Source organism: Castellaniella sp. FW104-7C03 (assembly GCF_040276085.1).
Taxonomy (GTDB): Bacteria; Pseudomonadota; Gammaproteobacteria; order Burkholderiales; family Burkholderiaceae_B; genus Castellaniella.
On the sequence record NZ_JBELOK010000006.1, the window covers coordinates 21645 to 37669 of the forward strand.

Consider the following 16025-nt stretch of genomic DNA (forward strand, 5'->3'; position numbering starts at 1 on the left):
CAGGAGATCCCAATGCAGTCACCGTCACGCCGCGCCTTTCTGTCCGGACATCGTGTCGAACGCTCTCCCTGGGAGGCATTCATGACACGTCTGCGTCGTGCTATCCAGGGGCAAGTCTATGATTTTTCTACCCCCGAGGGCAGTGCGCGGTTGCTGCCCGGACATATGCAAGACGTGTACCGGGCGCGGGCCCTGTGCCACGAATACGGCATCACCCTGGCACTCGATGGGCTGCCCTCTGCCAACCCAAGAGATGATTCGCCGGTGCTTTGGGTAGAACCTGGTTCTGCCATGGCCCGTTGCGAGCGCCTGGGCGATGGTGACCCTCGCTGGTTTGTGCAGCCTGGCTGTCTGGTGGCCGAACTCGAAACCGCCGGTTTGCCGCAATTCAAGGATCAGCCGCCGCACCTCACGGTTGCCGCCTGGCTGGCAGATCGCCGCGGGTGTGATTGGGGCCGTGGGCAAACAGCCGATAGCGGTCTGGTGCACGCATTGGTGCTGCTGTCCGATGGCACCCAGGCCAACCTGGGCGCGTTTGGCGTCGATAACCACAAGCCGCTGGACAATCTGCGCGTACAGGAAATGATCCCCAAGCTGTTCGAGCTCAATGCCTCTTTGGCAGGCCAGCCGGCATCGCCAGATGCTCTGTGGGATGGGCGCTACCGGCTGGACGCACTCAGCCCGGTCGAGGGGCAAACCATCAATTTGTCACATCTGCTGCTGGGGCACGGCGGTGAGCTGGGATGGGTTGAATGGCTGGTGTTCGACGAGCGAGTCGGGCGGCCTGGCAGCCGGCCCTACGAGACCCGCTATGGGCAGCGACAGGCGGCCAATGACACCCATGCCGCCGATGGCGCCGTGCGCGCACTGTTCGACCCGGATGGCCTGTTTCCGTCCCGCGGGCAAGACTTCAATCATCACTATGGATCGGATATATAGCGGGCATGCGGCCCGGTCGTACCCGCAATCGATCCAAGCAGCTAGAATGACATCACCCCTCATTTATTTTCTATCAAGGCATCACGATGGACGAATCACTGCGTGCGGCAGCTCTCGAATACCACGAGCATGGCCGCCCCGGCAAAATCTCGGTTACTCCTACCAAGCAGCTTTCCAATCAGCGTGATCTCGCACTGGCCTATTCGCCTGGTGTCGCTGCGGCCTGCGAAGAAATTGTCGCGGATGCGCATAATGCTTTCCGTTACACCGCGCGCGGCAATCTGGTGGGCGTGATTACCAACGGTACAGCCGTGCTGGGTCTGGGCAATATCGGCGCGCTGGCGTCCAAGCCCGTGATGGAAGGCAAGGCGGTTCTGTTCAAGAAATTCTCCGGCCTGGATGTCTTTGATATCGAAATCAACGAACAAGATCCCGACAAACTCGTCGAAATCATCGCCGGGCTCGAGCCCACCTTCGGCGGGATCAACCTCGAGGACATCAAGGCGCCTGAATGCTTCGAGGTAGAGCGCAAGTTGCGCGAGCGCATGAAAATCCCCGTGTTTCACGACGACCAGCACGGCACGGCCATTTGCGTTACGGCTGCGTTTATCAATGGTCTCGAAGTCGTCAAAAAAGATATTGCCAAGGTCAAGGTGGTGGTCTCCGGGGCCGGGGCAGCGGCACTGGGTTGCCTGGACCTCATGATGGACATGGGCTTGCCCCTCGAGCACGTTTGGGTGTCCGACATCGAGGGTGTGGTCTACGAAGGCCGCACTGTCCTGATGGATCCCAAGAAAGAACGCTTTGCCAAAAAAACCGATGCCCGTACGCTGGATGACATCATCGCCGACGCAGACGTGTTTCTGGGCCTGTCGGCCGGTGGGGTGCTGAAACCCGCCATGGTCAAAAAGATGGCCGAGCGCCCGCTGGTGCTGGCGCTTGCCAATCCCAACCCCGAGATCCTGCCTGAGGATGCTCACGCAGTGCGTGATGATGTCGTCATCGCCACCGGGCGTTCCGACTTCCCCAACCAGGTCAATAACGTGCTGTGCTTTCCGTATATCTTCCGCGGAGCACTCGATGTGGGGGCCACCACCATCACCCGTGGCATGGAAAAAGCGGCGGTTATGGCCATCTGCAAGCTGGCCCGCGAAGAACAAAACGATGTGGTGGCAGCGGCCTATGGCCTGTACGACGTTTCCTTCGGCACCACTTACTTTATTCCCAAGCCGTTTGATCCCCGCCTGATTGTTCGTATTTCTCCCGCTGTGGCCAAGGCAGCCATGGACGATGGCGTCGCCACACGACCCATCGCCGATTTCGAAAGCTATGCCGGCCAGCTCGAGCAATTTGTCTATCACTCCGGTGCCTTCATGAAGCCGCTGTTCTCGGCGGCCCGCGCCATGGTCCGCGAGGGTGGCAAGTCGCGCATTGTGTTCGCCGAAGGCGAAGACGAACGCGTATTGCGTGCAGTGCAGATCATCGTCGACGAACGTCTGGCCAAACCGATTCTTATCGGGCGCCCGGCCGTACTGGCCAGCCGCATCGAAAAATACGGGCTGCGCATCCGCCTGGACGTTGACGTCGAGGTCACCAACCCCGAGCACGACGAGCGCTTCCATCAATACTGGACGCACTACTGGGAGCTCATGTGTCGGCGTGGCATTACCAAGGAGATGGCGCGTGTCGAGATGCGGCGTCGCCTGACGCTGATCGGCGCCATGATGGTGCACATGGGTGATGCTGATGGCATGATTTGCGGCACGGTGGGTGCCTATGGCAACCATTTGCGCTTCATCGATGAAGTCCTTGGTCAGCAGCCAAATGCACGCACCTACGCGGCGATGAACATTCTGCTGCTCAACGAGCGCACCATTGCGCTGGCTGATACGCACGTCAACGACAACCCTGATGCAGCCCAGATCGCCGAGATCACCCTGATGGCGGCCGAAGAAATGCGGCGCCTCAACATCGAACCCAAGGTGGCACTGCTGTCGCGGTCCAACTTTGGTACCGGCAGTTCGTCCTCGGGCCAAAAAATGCGGGACGCCCTGGCGATTGTGCATGAGCGCGATCCCAATCTCGAGGCAGACGGCGAGATGCACGGCGACTGCGCGCTCGATCCAAGCCTTCGCGAGCGTATCCTGCCCACCACCACACTCAAGGGCGAAGCCAATCTGCTGATCTGTCCCAGCGTGGATGCCGGCAACATTGCCTATAACCTGCTCAAGACAGCAGCCGGTGGCAATATTGCTGTGGGCCCGTTTTTGCTGGGGGCCAATGCGCCAGTGCATATCCTGACATCCAGCTCCACCGTACGGCGGATCGTCAACATGGCAGCCCTCACGGTCGTCGATGCCAACAAACCCCGACGCACCTGATCAAGGGCGCATAGGCCTGGTCATGACAGGAGGCGGCGCGCGCGCCGCCTACCAGGCCGGGGTGCTGTCCGGGATCCTCCAGGTGCTGGATCCCGATTCAGCCCCCGGGTTTCGCAATCCGTTTGACATCATCTGTGGGACATCGGCCGGCGCCATCAATGCGGCGGCCCTTGCCTGCCGGGCACACCGGCCGCATCAGGCCGTCAACCACCTGTGTGCACTGTGGCAGGCCTTGCATACGAATGATGTTTATTATTCGGATGCCCTGCGGCTGATGCGAACCGGCCTGCAGTGGATGGCCATGCTCACGCTCGGTTGGCTTCGGCCGCAGTGGTCGCGGCTGGCGCCACACTCGTTTCTGGATAATCAGCCGCTGGCCCGTTTGCTGGGCCAGACGCTCAATTTTTCGCGTCTCAACACCAACCTGCAGCGTGGTCATCTGCAGGCGGTGGCCATTACGGCTGCTGCCTACACAACCGGAGAACACCTCACTTTCTATCAGGCGCGTGGCGGCATCATGCCCTGGACACGTACTTTGCGCAGGGCGGTAGCCTGCCAGATCGGGGTTGACCATCTCCTTGCATCCAGTGCCATTCCCTTTGTATTTCCAGCCCGCGCCATTTTGTTGGGAGACCGAACCGTCTGGTGCGGTGATGGCTCGATGCGGCAATTGGCACCCATCAGCCCGGCCATTCACCTGGGGGCGCAACGCATCTTTGTCATTGGTACCAACTACCGCGATGAGACCCAGCCGGGAATCCGTGAACTCAGTCCCCAGTACCCCTCTTTGGCTCAGATTGCGGGGCATACTTTGTCCAATATTTTTCTGGATGGTGTGTCCGCCGATATGGAGCGCCTCGAGCGCGTCAATGAGCTGCTTGCGCGAATCCCTCCAAATGGATTAAAAAGCGAGTCACTGCGACCCATCCATACCCTGATGATCGCACCCAGTCAGTCTCTCGATGAAATTGCGCTGGCCCATCTGGCCGAGCTTCCAAGAGCTGTCCAAACGTTGTTCAGGGTGTTGGGTGTCTCGTCCCGGAAAATCGAACCCGGGGGCGGGGCACTGGCGTCTTACCTTTTGTTCGAGTCTGGTTACACAAAAGACCTGATCGCGCTAGGTAGGGCAGACAGCATGAATCGTGCTGATGAAATCATCGCTTTTTTCAAGGAGTGGTCCGCATGAGTCTGGCCCAGATAAGCAAAATGTTCGCCCAAGGCGTGGTCGACGCCCAGGCTGTGTCCGAACAGGATGCCATGGCCGCTGCGGCCGAGGCCGGTCTGGCGGCGTTTGTGGTCGATTGCGATCGTGCCCGCAGCCGCTCTGCTGTGTTGCGAGCTGTCGTCAAAGCGCTTGATTATCCCGAGTTTTTCGGCGGCAATCTGGATGCCCTGTACGATTGTCTCAGCGACACGCTGATCGACCAGAAAACCGGTTTGTTTTTGTGGTTCCGGCATTTGCATTCGGGTGATCCGGCGTTGGCCAAAGATGCCCAGGCGATTCAAGCCGTGTGCGACGATGTCGTCGAGTTTGGCCAAAACAACGAGCGTGTGTTTGTGTATGCCATCCAGCATGCCGGCGCACATCCGGCGGCAGAACCTGGCGTAGACCCCACGCCGTACTCTGGCCGCGACGGCGCCTGAATCACCACGCCAGCAAGGCCGTGGCAGCCGCTGCCATGGCCAGGCCGGCCGTTTCGGTGCGCAGCACCCGCAAGCCAAACTGCACGGGCGTGATACCCACTCTGTCTGCTGTGGCCAGTTCAGCCTCAGACCAGCCGCCTTCGGGCCCCACCAGCAAGGTCAGGGTCTTGTCCACCGAGCGCAAGGCCGTGGCAAAGTCCTGACTGGCATCAGGATGGCAAAATACCAGGTGCCCTGATACTTGCGTCAGGCTGTTTGCCAGCGTTTGCGGCGCCTCCAGATGCATCAGCCGATTGCGGCCACTTTGTTCGCTGGCTGCCTGGATCACCGCGCGCCAGTGTGCCATCCGTTTCTCAAGCCGCGGCCCGGCCAGACGCAGCACGCTGCGGTCTGCAGCAACCGGGATCACCCGGTGCACGCCCAGCTCGACTGCTTTTTCGATGATCCAGTCCATTTTGTCGCCTGCCGCAATACCCTGCACCAGGGTGATCTGGCCGGTGAGTTCGCGCTCGATGGGGGCGTGTGCACCAAGCACTGCCCAGGCCTGACGCCCTTCGGTGTGTAAAACAGCGGTAAATTGCCCGCCCCGGCCATCAAACAGGACAATGTCGCTGCCCGTAGGCAAACGCAAGACCCTCAAGGCGTGATGCGCCAGTGGTTCGGGCAGTTCGATCCGTTGATGGGCCTGCAACGGGGTGGGGCAAAAAAAGCGGGCGGTTGACATAAGTAGCTCATGTCCCTGCAAGAGGAATGCCCGGACTATAAACCGGAGCGGGCAGGGTGGTAAAATTCAGGGCTTTGTCATCCTTCATTTTTGCTTACGCATGCAGCTTGGCTTGCGTGCGTGGCCCAAATACCTATGAGCGCCTTGCCCGCCCCTGATCCTTCCATGGCCAACGCGATCCGTGTTCTTGCCATGGATGCCGTCCAACAAGCCAATTCCGGGCACCCCGGGGCCCCAATGGGGATGGCTGATATTGCGCATGTGCTCTGGACGCGTCATCTGCGCCACAACCCGGCCGATCCCGCCTGGATCGACCGCGACCGCTTCGTGCTGTCCAATGGCCATGGTTCGATGCTGTTGTATGCCTTGCTGCATCTCAGCGGCTACGATCTGCCCATCGAAGAACTCCGCAATTTCCGCCAGCTGCATTCGCGCACGCCGGGGCACCCCGAAGTCGGCATCACGCCGGGGGTTGAAACCACCACCGGCCCTCTGGGGCAAGGTCTGGCCAACGGGGTGGGGATGGCGCTGGCGCAGGCCCTGCTTGCACAAGAGTTCAACCGTCCAGGACACCAGATCATCGACCACGACACCTATGTGTTTGTCGGCGATGGCTGCCTGATGGAAGGTATTTCCCACGAGGCCTGCTCCCTGGCCGGTACGCTGGGCCTGTCGCGTCTCATCGTGTTCTACGATGACAACGGCATTTCCATCGACGGTGAAGTCGAGAACTGGTTTGCCGACGACACCCCGGCCCGCTTCGAGGCCTACGGCTGGAACGTCCTGCGCGGTGTGGATGGCCACGACAGCAATGCATTGGATGCCGCCATCAACCAGGCACGTGCCCATGGGGCTGCAGGCCGTGGTCCCACCCTGATTTGTTGCCGCACCATCATCGGAAAAGGCGCGCCCACCAAGGCAGGCACCGAAAAAGTACACGGCGCACCGTTGGGCGCGGATGAGATTGCTGCCGCCCGCAAGGCCATGGGCTGGTCTTACCCGCCCTTCGACATCCCGCAAAATGTCTACGCCTACTGGAATGCCCGCGAGCGCGGCGCCCATCTGCAATCCGACTGGCAAGTACGGTTTGACCACTACGCCGAAGCCTACCCCGAGCAGGCGTCCGAACTCTGCCGCCGGATGGCCGGCGAGCTGCCTACTGATTTCGCCCGGCGTGCGCTCGATTACGTGCTGTCTACGCAAGACAAAGCCGAATCCATCGCCTCGCGCAAGGCCTCCCAGCAGGCCATCGCTGCGTTTGCCGAGATCCTGCCCGAGCTCCTGGGCGGTTCGGCCGACCTCACCGGGTCCAATTTCACCGACTGGAAAGGCGTCACGCCGGTGCGCCGCACGGCGCAAGGCCTGCAGGCCGGCCGGCACATCAATTACGGTGTACGCGAGTTCGCCATGGCCGCCATCATGAACGGCATGGCGCTGCACGGGGGCTACCTGCCGTTTGGCGGCACGTTCCTGACGTTCTCCGACTACTCCCGCAACGCGTTGCGTATGGCTGCCCTCATGAAGCAGCGCGTGGTGCATGTCTTTACCCACGATTCCATCGGCCTGGGCGAAGACGGCCCCACTCACCAGTCCATCGAGCACGCCGGCAGCCTGCGCCTGATTCCCAACCTGCATGTCTGGCGTCCGTGCGATACCACAGAAACCGCGGTGGCCTGGCAGTCTGCCTTGTCCCGTCCAGCCAGCGTGGGCATGGCGGTTCATCCGGGCGGCCCGTCTGCGTTGTTGTTGTCGCGTCAAAACCTGCCGTTTGTCGCCCGGGATGCCGCCACCACCCAGGCCATTGCCCGAGGCGGCTATGTGTTGCGCGACATGGTGGGCGCCTGCGCGGTGCTGATTGCCACCGGTTCTGAAGTCGAGCTGGCCCTGCAGGCGCAAGATCAGCTGGCCGCACGCGGTATTGCCACCCGCGTGGTGTCCATGCCTTGCACCCAGGTGTTTGATGCCCAGGATGCTGCCTGGCGCCGCGAGGTGCTGCCTGCGGATCTCCCCCGCGTGGCCATCGAGGCAGGCGGCACGGCTACTTGGTATAAATACGTTGGTACCACCGGTGCAGTGGTGGGTATCGATACCTTTGGTGAATCGGCACCGGCCGGTGTGTTGTTCAAACATTTCAACCTGACGGCCGATCATGTGGCCGCTACAGTCGAACAGCTTTTGTAAAGGAAATTCTCCATGACCATTCGCGTCGCCATCAATGGTTACGGCCGTATCGGCCGCAACATCCTGCGGGCCCACTACGAAGACGGCAAAAAGCACGATATCCAGATCGTGGCCATCAACGACCTCGGTGATCCCGAAACCAATGCGCACCTCACCCGCTACGATACTGCCCATGGCCGCTTCCCTGGCACGGTCGAAGTGGATGCAGACAGCATGGTCGTCAATGGCGACCGCATCCGTGTGCTGGCCGAGCGCGACCCCGCCAAGCTGCCCTGGGGCGAGCTCAAGGTGGATGTTGTGCTCGAGTGCACGGGTTTCTTTGCCACCAAAGAAAAAGCCTCTGCCCACCTCAAGGGCGGTGCAAAAAAGGTCATTATCTCGGCTCCCGGCGGCAAGGATGTCGACGCAACCATCGTGTATGGCGTCAACCACACTGTGCTGAAGGCCAGTGATACCGTTATCTCCAACGCGTCTTGCACCACCAACTGCCTGGCACCGCTGGTGCATCCGCTGCACCAGAAACTGGGTATTGTTCATGGCTTGATGACCACCATCCACGCCTATACCAACGACCAGGTCCTGACCGACGTCTATCACAAAGACCTGCGCCGGGCGCGTTCTGCCACGCACAGCATGATCCCCACCAAAACCGGTGCGGCTTCTGCGGTGGGTCTGGTGTTGCCAGAGCTTAACGGCAAGCTGGATGGTTATGCCATCCGTGTACCCACAATCAATGTCTCGATCGTTGATCTCTCCTTTGTGGCCTCGCGTGACACCACCGTCGAAGAAGTCAACGGTATCCTCAAGGCTGCTGCCGAAGGCCCCCTGAAAGGCATTCTGGCTTACACCACAGAGCCCCTGGTATCGGTCGACTTCAACCACAGCCCGCTGTCCAGCACAGTAGACGCAGGCCTGACCAAGGTCTTGGGTTCTCTGGTCAAGGTGTCTTCCTGGTACGATAACGAGTGGGGTTTCTCCAATCGGATGCTGGATACCACCGTGGCCCTGATGGCTGCAAAATAATCCAGAGCGTGTAAAAAAGGGCGGGGTAACCCGCCCTTGTCATATCTGGTGCTTTACCGTTTTTGTGCCATTTGTGTGCTGTTTTCTATCAATCAACCCACTTCTGATCCCATGACCATTCAGACTCTTTCTGCCCTGGCCCAAGCCGGCAAGCTGGCCGGCAAACGTGTGTTTATCCGCTCCGATCTCAACGTGCCGATGGATGGTGATCGCATCACCGAAGACACCCGTATCCGCGCGTCTGTGCCTGCAATCCGGATGGCGCTTGATGCGGGCGCGGCCGTGATGGTGACATCCCACCTGGGACGGCCCACCGAAGGTACCGTAAGGCCTGAAGATTCCCTGAAACCGGTTGCCGTCCGGCTGGCCGAATGCTTGCAGCAACCCGTGCGCCTGGTGCAAGACTGGGTGCCGGGTGTTGAGGTTGCAGTGGGCGAAGTCGTGCTGCTCGAAAACTGCCGCTGTAATCCGGGCGAGAAAAAGAACGATCCTGCCCTGGCGCGGCAGATGGCGGCCCTGTGTGATATCTATGTCAATGATGCCTTCGGTACCGCGCATCGCGCTGAAGCCACCACCGAGGGCATTGCCCACTTTGCCCCGATAGCGTGTGCCGGCCCCTTGCTGGCTGCCGAGCTTGATGCGCTGGGGCGTGCCCTGCAGTCACCTCGCCGACCAATGGTGGCGATTGTCGGCGGCTCAAAGGTGTCTACCAAGCTGTCCATCCTGCAGGCGCTGGCCGGCAGGGTTGACCAACTGATCGTGGGGGGCGGTATTGCCAACACATTTATGTTGGCTGCTGGCCTGCCGATCGGTAAATCGCTGGCCGAACCCGATCAGATCGATCAGGCCCGTGCGGTGATTCAGGCCATGCAGGCGCGTGGGGTCGAAGTGCCTATCCCTGTGGATGTGGTGGTGGCTGGCCGTTTTGCAGCCGATGCCCCTGCCACCGTCAAGGCGGCAGCTGATGTTGGGCCCGATGATCTGATTCTGGATATTGGCCCCCAAACCGCGCAGCAACTGGCGCGGCAACTGCGCAGCGCCGGCACCATTGTCTGGAACGGCCCTGTGGGCGTATTCGAGTTCGAAGCCTTTTCGCATGGCACCGAAACCATTGCCCGGGCAATCGCAGACTCCGATGGATTTTCCATTGCCGGGGGCGGTGACACCCTGGCGGCCATTGCCAAATATGGCATTGCACAGCAAGTGGGGTATATCTCCACCGGGGGTGGTGCTTTTCTCGAATTTCTCGAAGGTAAAACTTTGCCGGCGGTTGCTGCCCTGCAAGGTCACAAGGCTTGAGGTCTGTTAGAATTATCAAGGCGGGCCCCTTCGCATGGTTCGGCGGTAAATCTGGTCAGGTCGGGAACGAAGCAGCCATAGCCGTGCAGAACCAGTGCCGAAGTCAGGCTCGCCTTTCCTTTTGTCTTTTCCGGTCAGCGGCCAACTCATGAGCTATCTCGTTCTGGCGCGCAAATGGCGCCCCCGATCTTTCGATACCCTGGTGGGGCAAGATCACGTGGTGCGGGCACTCACTCATGCCCTGTCTTCTGGTCGATTGCACCATGCCTGGCTGTTTACCGGCACGCGCGGTGTCGGCAAGACCACGCTCTCGCGGATCTTGGCCAAGTCTCTGAATTGCGCCGATGGCGTCACGGCCACGCCCTGCGGGCATTGTCAGGCCTGCACCGAAATCGACGCCGGCCGTTTTGTCGATTACATCGAGCTCGATGCCGCTTCCAATCGCGGCGTCGACGAAATGACCCAGCTCCTCGAGCAAGCGGTGTATGCACCCTCGTCTGGCCGCTACAAGGTCTACATGATCGACGAAGTGCACATGCTCACCGGCCATGCCTTTAACGCCATGCTCAAGACGCTCGAAGAACCCCCCGAGCATGTCAAGTTCATTTTGGCCACCACCGATCCGCAAAAGATTCCAGTGACGGTGCTGTCGCGTTGCCTGCAGTTCAATCTCAAACAAATGACCGTACCGGCCATTGTTCAGCATCTGCAGCAGATCCTTGTGCAAGAAAACATCCCCGCCGATACGCAAAGCCTGCGTCTGATTGCACAGGCGGCGGCGGGTTCCATGCGCGATGCGCTGTCCCTTGCCGACCAGGCCATCTCGTTTGCCGCCGGCAATCTCACGGCCCAGGCAGTGGGCGAGATGCTGGGCACCCTGGATCAGCATCATCTGGTGGCCCTGGCCCGTGCATTGGCCGCGGCAGATGCTGCGGCAGTGCTGGCAGTGGCGGATGATCTTGCCTTGCGCGGCCTGTCTTTTCGGTCAGCGCTGGCCGATCTGGCTATTTTGTTGTCGCGGGTGGCCATTGCACAACGTTTGGGGCATGCTCCCGAGAACGACCCCCAAGCCGAGGATATTCAATCGCTGGCGGGCCTGCTAAGCCCCGACGACGTGCAGCTGTTTTATTCTGTGGCCGTGCACAGTCGCCAAGAGCTTGCTCTGGCACCTGATGAATACGCCGGCTTCGTGATGGCCTGCCTGCGGATGCTGGCCCTGTTGCCGGCGGATCGTGTGCCGCCTGTGCCATCGTCTGCGCCGCCGGTGGCGGTGAAGCCCTCATCGCCTGCAGGTGATGTGGCGGCCTTGCCTGCGTCCCACTCCCACGATACCCCCGCTTGGGAAGCCTCGCCGTCAGAGTTGCAGACGGCGGCTGTCCAGGCCCAGCCGGATGTGCTTCAAAGCCCCAGCCAGCAGCCAGTCTCCGAAAATCCCGCGGCATCCGGAAATCCCGCTTTGGATGATCAGCCGGTGCCTGATGATGCACAAGCGGCGGATGACTGGACGACAGGCATCCCCGACGCATCGGACGATGGCTCGGAACCCGGCATGGCGGTATTTGGCGCGGATGACACCCTGGCAGAGCAGTTGGGTGGCCTGTCCGGTGTGCCTGCACCAACGGCAGCCGCCCAGGTAGACCCGGCCAGCCTTACATCAACCCAGTGGCCCACACTGGCAGCCAGCCTGCCGGTTACGGGTGCTGCCCGGGCGCTGGCGCTTAACAGCGAGTGGCAATCGGGCGACGAGCACCAGATCCACCTGCGTGTGGCGATTCACACGCTCACAGAAGGCGGGGCGCACGATCGTCTGCGCACCGTGTTGTCCGAGCACTTTGGCCGCGTATTGCAGTTGCAGGTGGATTACGGCGATACAGGCGGGGACACCGCCTACGCGCTGGATCAGGCGGCCCGGGGCAGGCGTTTGCAGGCGGCAGAACAGGCAGCCCAACAAGCCCCCCTGGTTCAGGCCCTGGTGCAGCAGTTTGGGGCCCGCATTGTGCCGGGATCCGTGCAGCCGCCTGCGGTATAGTCGCTGTTTTGTTTCCCTCTCTTCACCCAATCAGGACATCACCATGATGAAAGGTCAGATTGCCGGCTTGATGCGTCAGGCTCAGCAGATGCAAGAAAACATGAAAAAGGCGCAGGATGCCCTGGCCGACATCGTCGTCGAAGGTGCCTCGGGTGGCGGCCTGGTCAAGGTCTCCATGAGCTGCAAATTCGATGTGAAACGGGTCACGATCGATCCAACTCTCTATGACGACGATCGCGACATGATCGAAGATCTGGTAGCAGCCGCCTTCAATGACGCCCAGCGCAAGGCTGAAGCCACTGCCCAAGAAAAAATGTCTGCCGTTACCGCCGGGATGTCGTTGCCGCCGGGCATGAAGCTGCCATTCTGAGATGGCAACGGGCCTACCCGAACCCGAGCCCCTGCGCGCCCTGATTGACGCCTTGCGCAGCCTGCCGGGTGTCGGTGTGCGGACAGCACGGCGGATGGCGTACCACCTCTTGCAGCATGATCCTGACGGTGCGCGGCACCTGGCCGATACGCTGCAGGCTGCCGTGGGAGAGCTGCGCCACTGCGAACGCTGCAACTCGTTTTCCCAGACGCCGCTGTGCGCCACGTGCCAGGACCCCACCCGGGATCCGGCCGTGTTGTGTGTCGTCGAAACTCCCGCCGATCAGAACATGATCGAGTCCAGCCATGGCTACAAGGGCCTGTATTACGTGCTGATGGGGCGTCTGGCGCCCCTTGAGGGGGTTGGGCCTGATCAAGTGCGTTTTGCGCAGTTGCTTCAACGTGCTTCGGATGGCCAAGTGAAAGAAGTGATTCTGGCCACCAACTTTACGGCCGAGGGCGAAACCACGGCATATTATCTGGCCGATATGCTGCGTAACCAAGGGCTGACAATTACCCGGCTGGCTCGCGGGGTGCCCAGCGGCAGCGAGCTCGAATACGTGGATGCAGGCACGATTGCCTGGGCGTTGGCCGAGCGTCGCTAGTACTGCTGGCACGGCTTACCCGTCGATTAATCCGCGGTATTATGCTTGCGTAGCATTTAAAACCAATACGGAGACACACCATGGCCATTTCTCGTCGTGACCTTCTAAAAACCGCTGCTGCAGCGGGTGTGCTGGGTGGTTTGCCTGGTCTTGCCAGGGCCCAGATCGACACACCCGAAAAACCTTCACTGACGATTGCCGTGGGTGGCCAGGCCCTGATCTATTACCTGCCGCTGTCGGTTGCGCATCTCAATGGCTACTTCAAGGACGAAGGCCTGGATACCACGATTGCCGATTTTGCCGGGGGTTCAAAGGCCTTGCAGGCCGTGGTGGGGGGTAGCGCCGATGTGGTCTCCGGAGCCTTCGAGCACACCATCAACCTGCAGGCCAAGGGGCAGTTCTATCGCTGCTTTGCCCTGCAAGGTCGTGCGCCGATGATTGTCCTTGGGGTCTCCAAAAAGACCATGCCCGATTACAAAACACCGGCTGATCTCAAAGGCAAAAAAATTGGGGTGACGGCACCGGGCTCGTCTACCAACATGATGGCCAGTTTCTTTTTGGCCCAGCACGGTCTCAAACCCTCGGATGTTGCCTATATCGGGGTGGGCGCAGGCGCCGGTGCGGTTACTGCCCTAAGGTCAGGCCAAATTGACGCCATCGCCAACCTTGATCCCGTGATCAGTACCCTGGTCAAAGAAGACGCCCTCCAGATCATTGCCGACACCCGCACCTTGCAGGATGCTCACAAGATCTTCGGCGGCAACATGCCTGCCGGCTGCCTGTACGCCTCGCAGGCATTCATCGATGCCAATCCCAATACCACCCAGGCCCTGGCCAATGCCATGGTGCGGGCCGACAAATGGATTCAGGCGGCCACCCCGGACGACATCGTCAAGCTGGTGCCCAAGTCCTATCTGCTGGGCGACCCCGATCTCTACAAGCTGGCACTCAAGGGCAACCGCGAAGCGCTGTCCCCCGACGGCTTGGTGCCCGAAGACGGTCCGCAAACCGCGCTCAATGCGCTAGCCGAGTTCGTGCCGCACTTTGATCGCACCAAGATAGACATCTCGCGCGTCTGGACCAACCAGTTTGCAATCAAGGCTGGCCAGAAGTATCCGCATGGTTGATTCTGCAACACATTCTGCTGATGTCCGTGCGGGCGAATCGCCCGCATTGTTGCTGGATTCCGTCACCTGCACCTTTACCGACGCCAAGGGTGGGTCTTACACGGCTATGCGCGCCGCCACCGTCTCGGTGGCGGCGGGCGAGTTCGTTTCCGTGGTGGGCCCTACTGGCTGCGGCAAATCTACGCTGCTCAATATGGCAGCTGGTTTGCTACAGCCCTCGGGCGGCCGGGTAACCGTGTTTGGGCAAGCCCTGCAAGGCGTCAATCATCGTGCCGGGTATATGTTCCAGGGCGAGGCGCTGATGCCCTGGCGTAATGCCCTGGGCAATGTCACGGCCGGGCTCGAGTTCGCGGGTGTCTCCGCTGCAGAAGCCAAATCCCGTGGGCAAGATTGGCTGCGGCGCGTAGGGTTGGGCGGCTTCGAAGACCGCTACCCTCACCAGATGTCGGGCGGGATGCGCAAGCGTGCCATGTTGGCGCAAACCCTGATTCGCGATCCCGATCTCATCCTCATGGATGAGCCTTTCTCTGCGCTCGATATCCAGACGCGTCAGCTGATGGAAAACGAAGTCCTGGATCTCTGGATGGCGCGCCGCAAGGCGGTGCTGTTCATCACCCACGACCTCGACGAAGCCATTGCCATGAGCGACCGTGTCGTGGTGCTCTCGGCAGGGCCCGATACCCACCCGATCGGCGAATTTGTCATTGACATCCCGCGTCCGCGTGATGTGGCCGAGGTTCGGATGCATCCCCGCTTTATCGAGCTGCACCGAGGGATCTGGGCGGTCTTGCGTGATGAAGTTCTTAAGGGCTATCAGCGTCAGAAACAGGCCTGATGTTTATTTTCCAGCCTGGCCAATGTGTCTGTCGGGCCTGAAACCGAGGAGTCTCCACCATGAAATCCGAACTCTCCCGGCCTGTGCTGCGCACCTTTCAGGTGGCCTTGCTGGTAACCATTTTGCTGATCTGGCACTTTGCCGCCCAAAACAAGGATATTGCCTTCTTTTTTGGCCGGCCCCTCGAAGTCGCACAGGTGATCTGGGCCTGGTTTGTGACGGATGCCAGCGTCTATCGGCATCTGTGGATTACGCTCTCGGAAACTGTGCTGGCCTTTTTTATCGGCACGGTGGGTGGCCTCGCCTTTGGCCTGTGGCTGGGTTTGTCGCGTAGCGCCAGCGCCTTGCTCGAGCCCTATGTCACGGCGGCCAATTCCATGCCGCGCGTGATTCTGGCCCCGATCTTTGGCATGTGGTTTGGCCTGGGTATTTGGTCCAAGGTGGCCCTGGCTGTTACCTTGGTGTTTTTCATTGTGTTTTTCAATGTGTATCGCGGCGTGCGCGAGGTATCACCCACGCTGCTGGATAACGCTCGCATGCTGGGGGCCAACCAGCGCCAGCTCTTGCGTCATGTGTATATTCCTTCAGCGACCAGCTGGGTGTTCTCCAGCCTGCACACTTCGGTAGGCCTGGCGTTTGTCGGTGCGGTGGTGGGCGAATACCTGGGCTCTGCCGCGGGGGTGGGCTACCTGATCTTGCAGGCTGAAGGCACGCTGGATGTCAACACGGTGTTTGCCGGTATCGTGGTGCTGACGATTTTTGCCCTGCTGCTGGATGGGGCGGTATCGCTGGCCGAGCGCCGGCTGCTGGTGTGGCAACCCGAACCCGGGACAACAACGGGCCAGGCCTGATCCCAAGAGGCGCCAGAG

Annotated in this window: 14 protein-coding genes and 1 other RNA gene; 14 read left to right on the top strand and 1 reads right to left on the bottom strand. The window is 60.6% G+C overall.

Translation table 11 applies throughout. The features are described from left to right. The first annotated feature begins 12 nt into the window (after positions 1–12). The 4 genes from ABS758_RS08580 to ABS758_RS08595 all read left to right on the top strand — a co-directional run bounded on the left by ABS758_RS08580 (position 13) and on the right by ABS758_RS08595 (position 4964). Positions 13–939 carry a hypothetical protein gene (locus tag ABS758_RS08580; protein ID WP_350382255.1) on the top strand — a complete coding sequence of 309 codons (927 nt, stop codon included), beginning with the start codon at positions 13–15 and terminating at the stop codon, positions 937–939. An 86-nt stretch (positions 940–1025) separates the two neighbouring features. Continuing rightward, entirely contained in the window at positions 1026–3320 is a 2295-nt protein-coding gene (locus tag ABS758_RS08585) for an NADP-dependent malic enzyme (protein WP_350382254.1), read from the top strand. 22 nt (positions 3321–3342) lie between these two features. Then, positions 3343–4506: a patatin-like phospholipase family protein gene (locus ABS758_RS08590; protein WP_350382252.1), complete on the top strand. Its 1164-nt coding sequence runs from the start codon at positions 3343–3345 to the stop codon at positions 4504–4506. Beyond that, positions 4503–4964 carry a barstar family protein gene (locus tag ABS758_RS08595; RefSeq protein WP_350382250.1) on the top strand — a complete coding sequence of 154 codons (462 nt, stop codon included), beginning with the start codon at positions 4503–4505 and terminating at the stop codon, positions 4962–4964. Before ABS758_RS08590 ends, ABS758_RS08595 begins: the two co-directional genes overlap by 4 nt. A 1-nt stretch (position 4965) precedes the next feature. Here ABS758_RS08595 and ABS758_RS08600 read toward each other — a convergent pair whose 3' ends face one another. Next, a complete protein-coding gene (locus ABS758_RS08600) occupies positions 4966–5688 on the bottom strand; it encodes a 16S rRNA (uracil(1498)-N(3))-methyltransferase (RefSeq protein ID WP_350382248.1) in 723 nt (240 codons plus the stop codon). A 135-nt stretch (positions 5689–5823) separates the two neighbouring features. Between ABS758_RS08600 and tkt the strand changes: the two genes are divergently transcribed. The 10 genes from tkt to ABS758_RS08650 all read left to right on the top strand — a co-directional run bounded on the left by tkt (position 5824) and on the right by ABS758_RS08650 (position 16007). Next, positions 5824–7869 carry a transketolase gene (gene tkt / locus ABS758_RS08605; RefSeq protein WP_350382301.1) on the top strand — a complete coding sequence of 682 codons (2046 nt, stop codon included), beginning with the start codon at positions 5824–5826 and terminating at the stop codon, positions 7867–7869. A gap of 12 nt (positions 7870–7881) precedes the next feature. Beyond that, positions 7882–8892: a type I glyceraldehyde-3-phosphate dehydrogenase gene (gene gap / locus ABS758_RS08610; RefSeq protein WP_350382246.1), complete on the top strand. Its 1011-nt coding sequence runs from the start codon at positions 7882–7884 to the stop codon at positions 8890–8892. A 111-nt stretch (positions 8893–9003) separates the two neighbouring features. Next, positions 9004–10191, top strand: coding sequence for a phosphoglycerate kinase (locus ABS758_RS08615; protein ID WP_350382245.1), 1188 nt, complete (start codon positions 9004–9006; stop codon positions 10189–10191). Between the two features lie 19 nt (positions 10192–10210). Continuing rightward, positions 10211–10308: signal recognition particle sRNA small type (ffs, locus tag ABS758_RS08620), an RNA gene on the top strand. 31 nt (positions 10309–10339) lie between these two features. Then, positions 10340–12220 (top strand): DNA polymerase III subunit gamma/tau, encoded by a 1881-nt coding sequence (gene dnaX / locus ABS758_RS08625; RefSeq protein WP_350382243.1) that lies wholly within the window; start codon positions 10340–10342, stop codon positions 12218–12220. A gap of 43 nt (positions 12221–12263) precedes the next feature. Continuing rightward, complete coding sequence (locus tag ABS758_RS08630; RefSeq protein WP_350382241.1) at positions 12264–12590, top strand: YbaB/EbfC family nucleoid-associated protein; 327 nt, start codon at positions 12264–12266, stop codon at positions 12588–12590. Between the two features lies 1 nt (position 12591). After that, complete coding sequence (gene recR, locus ABS758_RS08635) at positions 12592–13194, top strand: recombination mediator RecR (protein WP_350382239.1); 603 nt, start codon at positions 12592–12594, stop codon at positions 13192–13194. A gap of 80 nt (positions 13195–13274) precedes the next feature. Further along, entirely contained in the window at positions 13275–14321 is a 1047-nt protein-coding gene (locus ABS758_RS08640; protein ID WP_350382238.1) for a substrate-binding domain-containing protein, read from the top strand. Then, complete coding sequence (locus tag ABS758_RS08645) at positions 14314–15156, top strand: ABC transporter ATP-binding protein (protein WP_350382236.1); 843 nt, start codon at positions 14314–14316, stop codon at positions 15154–15156. Before ABS758_RS08640 ends, ABS758_RS08645 begins: the two co-directional genes overlap by 8 nt. Before the next feature lie 59 nt (positions 15157–15215). Beyond that, positions 15216–16007, top strand: coding sequence for an ABC transporter permease (locus ABS758_RS08650; RefSeq protein ID WP_350382234.1), 792 nt, complete (start codon positions 15216–15218; stop codon positions 16005–16007). Positions 16008–16025 lie beyond the last annotated feature (18 nt).

Bases quoted from the DNA above. Each gene is read 5' to 3' on its own strand.
- ABS758_RS08580 (WP_350382255.1), top strand. From the start codon at position 13: ATGCAGTCACCGTCACGCCGCGCCTTTCTGTCCGGACATCGTGTCGAA.
- ABS758_RS08585 (WP_350382254.1), top strand. From the start codon at position 1,026: ATGGACGAATCACTGCGTGCGGCAGCTCTCGAATACCACGAGCATGGC.
- ABS758_RS08590 (WP_350382252.1), top strand. From the start codon at position 3,343: ATGACAGGAGGCGGCGCGCGCGCCGCCTACCAGGCCGGGGTGCTGTCC.
- ABS758_RS08595 (WP_350382250.1), top strand. From the start codon at position 4,503: ATGAGTCTGGCCCAGATAAGCAAAATGTTCGCCCAAGGCGTGGTCGAC.
- ABS758_RS08600 (WP_350382248.1), bottom strand. From the start codon at position 5,688: ATGTCAACCGCCCGCTTTTTTTGCCCCACCCCGTTGCAGGCCCATCAA.
- tkt (WP_350382301.1), top strand. From the start codon at position 5,824: ATGAGCGCCTTGCCCGCCCCTGATCCTTCCATGGCCAACGCGATCCGT.
- gap (WP_350382246.1), top strand. From the start codon at position 7,882: ATGACCATTCGCGTCGCCATCAATGGTTACGGCCGTATCGGCCGCAAC.
- ABS758_RS08615 (WP_350382245.1), top strand. From the start codon at position 9,004: ATGACCATTCAGACTCTTTCTGCCCTGGCCCAAGCCGGCAAGCTGGCC.
- dnaX (WP_350382243.1), top strand. From the start codon at position 10,340: ATGAGCTATCTCGTTCTGGCGCGCAAATGGCGCCCCCGATCTTTCGAT.
- ABS758_RS08630 (WP_350382241.1), top strand. From the start codon at position 12,264: ATGATGAAAGGTCAGATTGCCGGCTTGATGCGTCAGGCTCAGCAGATG.
- recR (WP_350382239.1), top strand. From the start codon at position 12,592: ATGGCAACGGGCCTACCCGAACCCGAGCCCCTGCGCGCCCTGATTGAC.
- ABS758_RS08640 (WP_350382238.1), top strand. From the start codon at position 13,275: ATGGCCATTTCTCGTCGTGACCTTCTAAAAACCGCTGCTGCAGCGGGT.
- ABS758_RS08645 (WP_350382236.1), top strand. From the start codon at position 14,314: ATGGTTGATTCTGCAACACATTCTGCTGATGTCCGTGCGGGCGAATCG.
- ABS758_RS08650 (WP_350382234.1), top strand. From the start codon at position 15,216: ATGAAATCCGAACTCTCCCGGCCTGTGCTGCGCACCTTTCAGGTGGCC.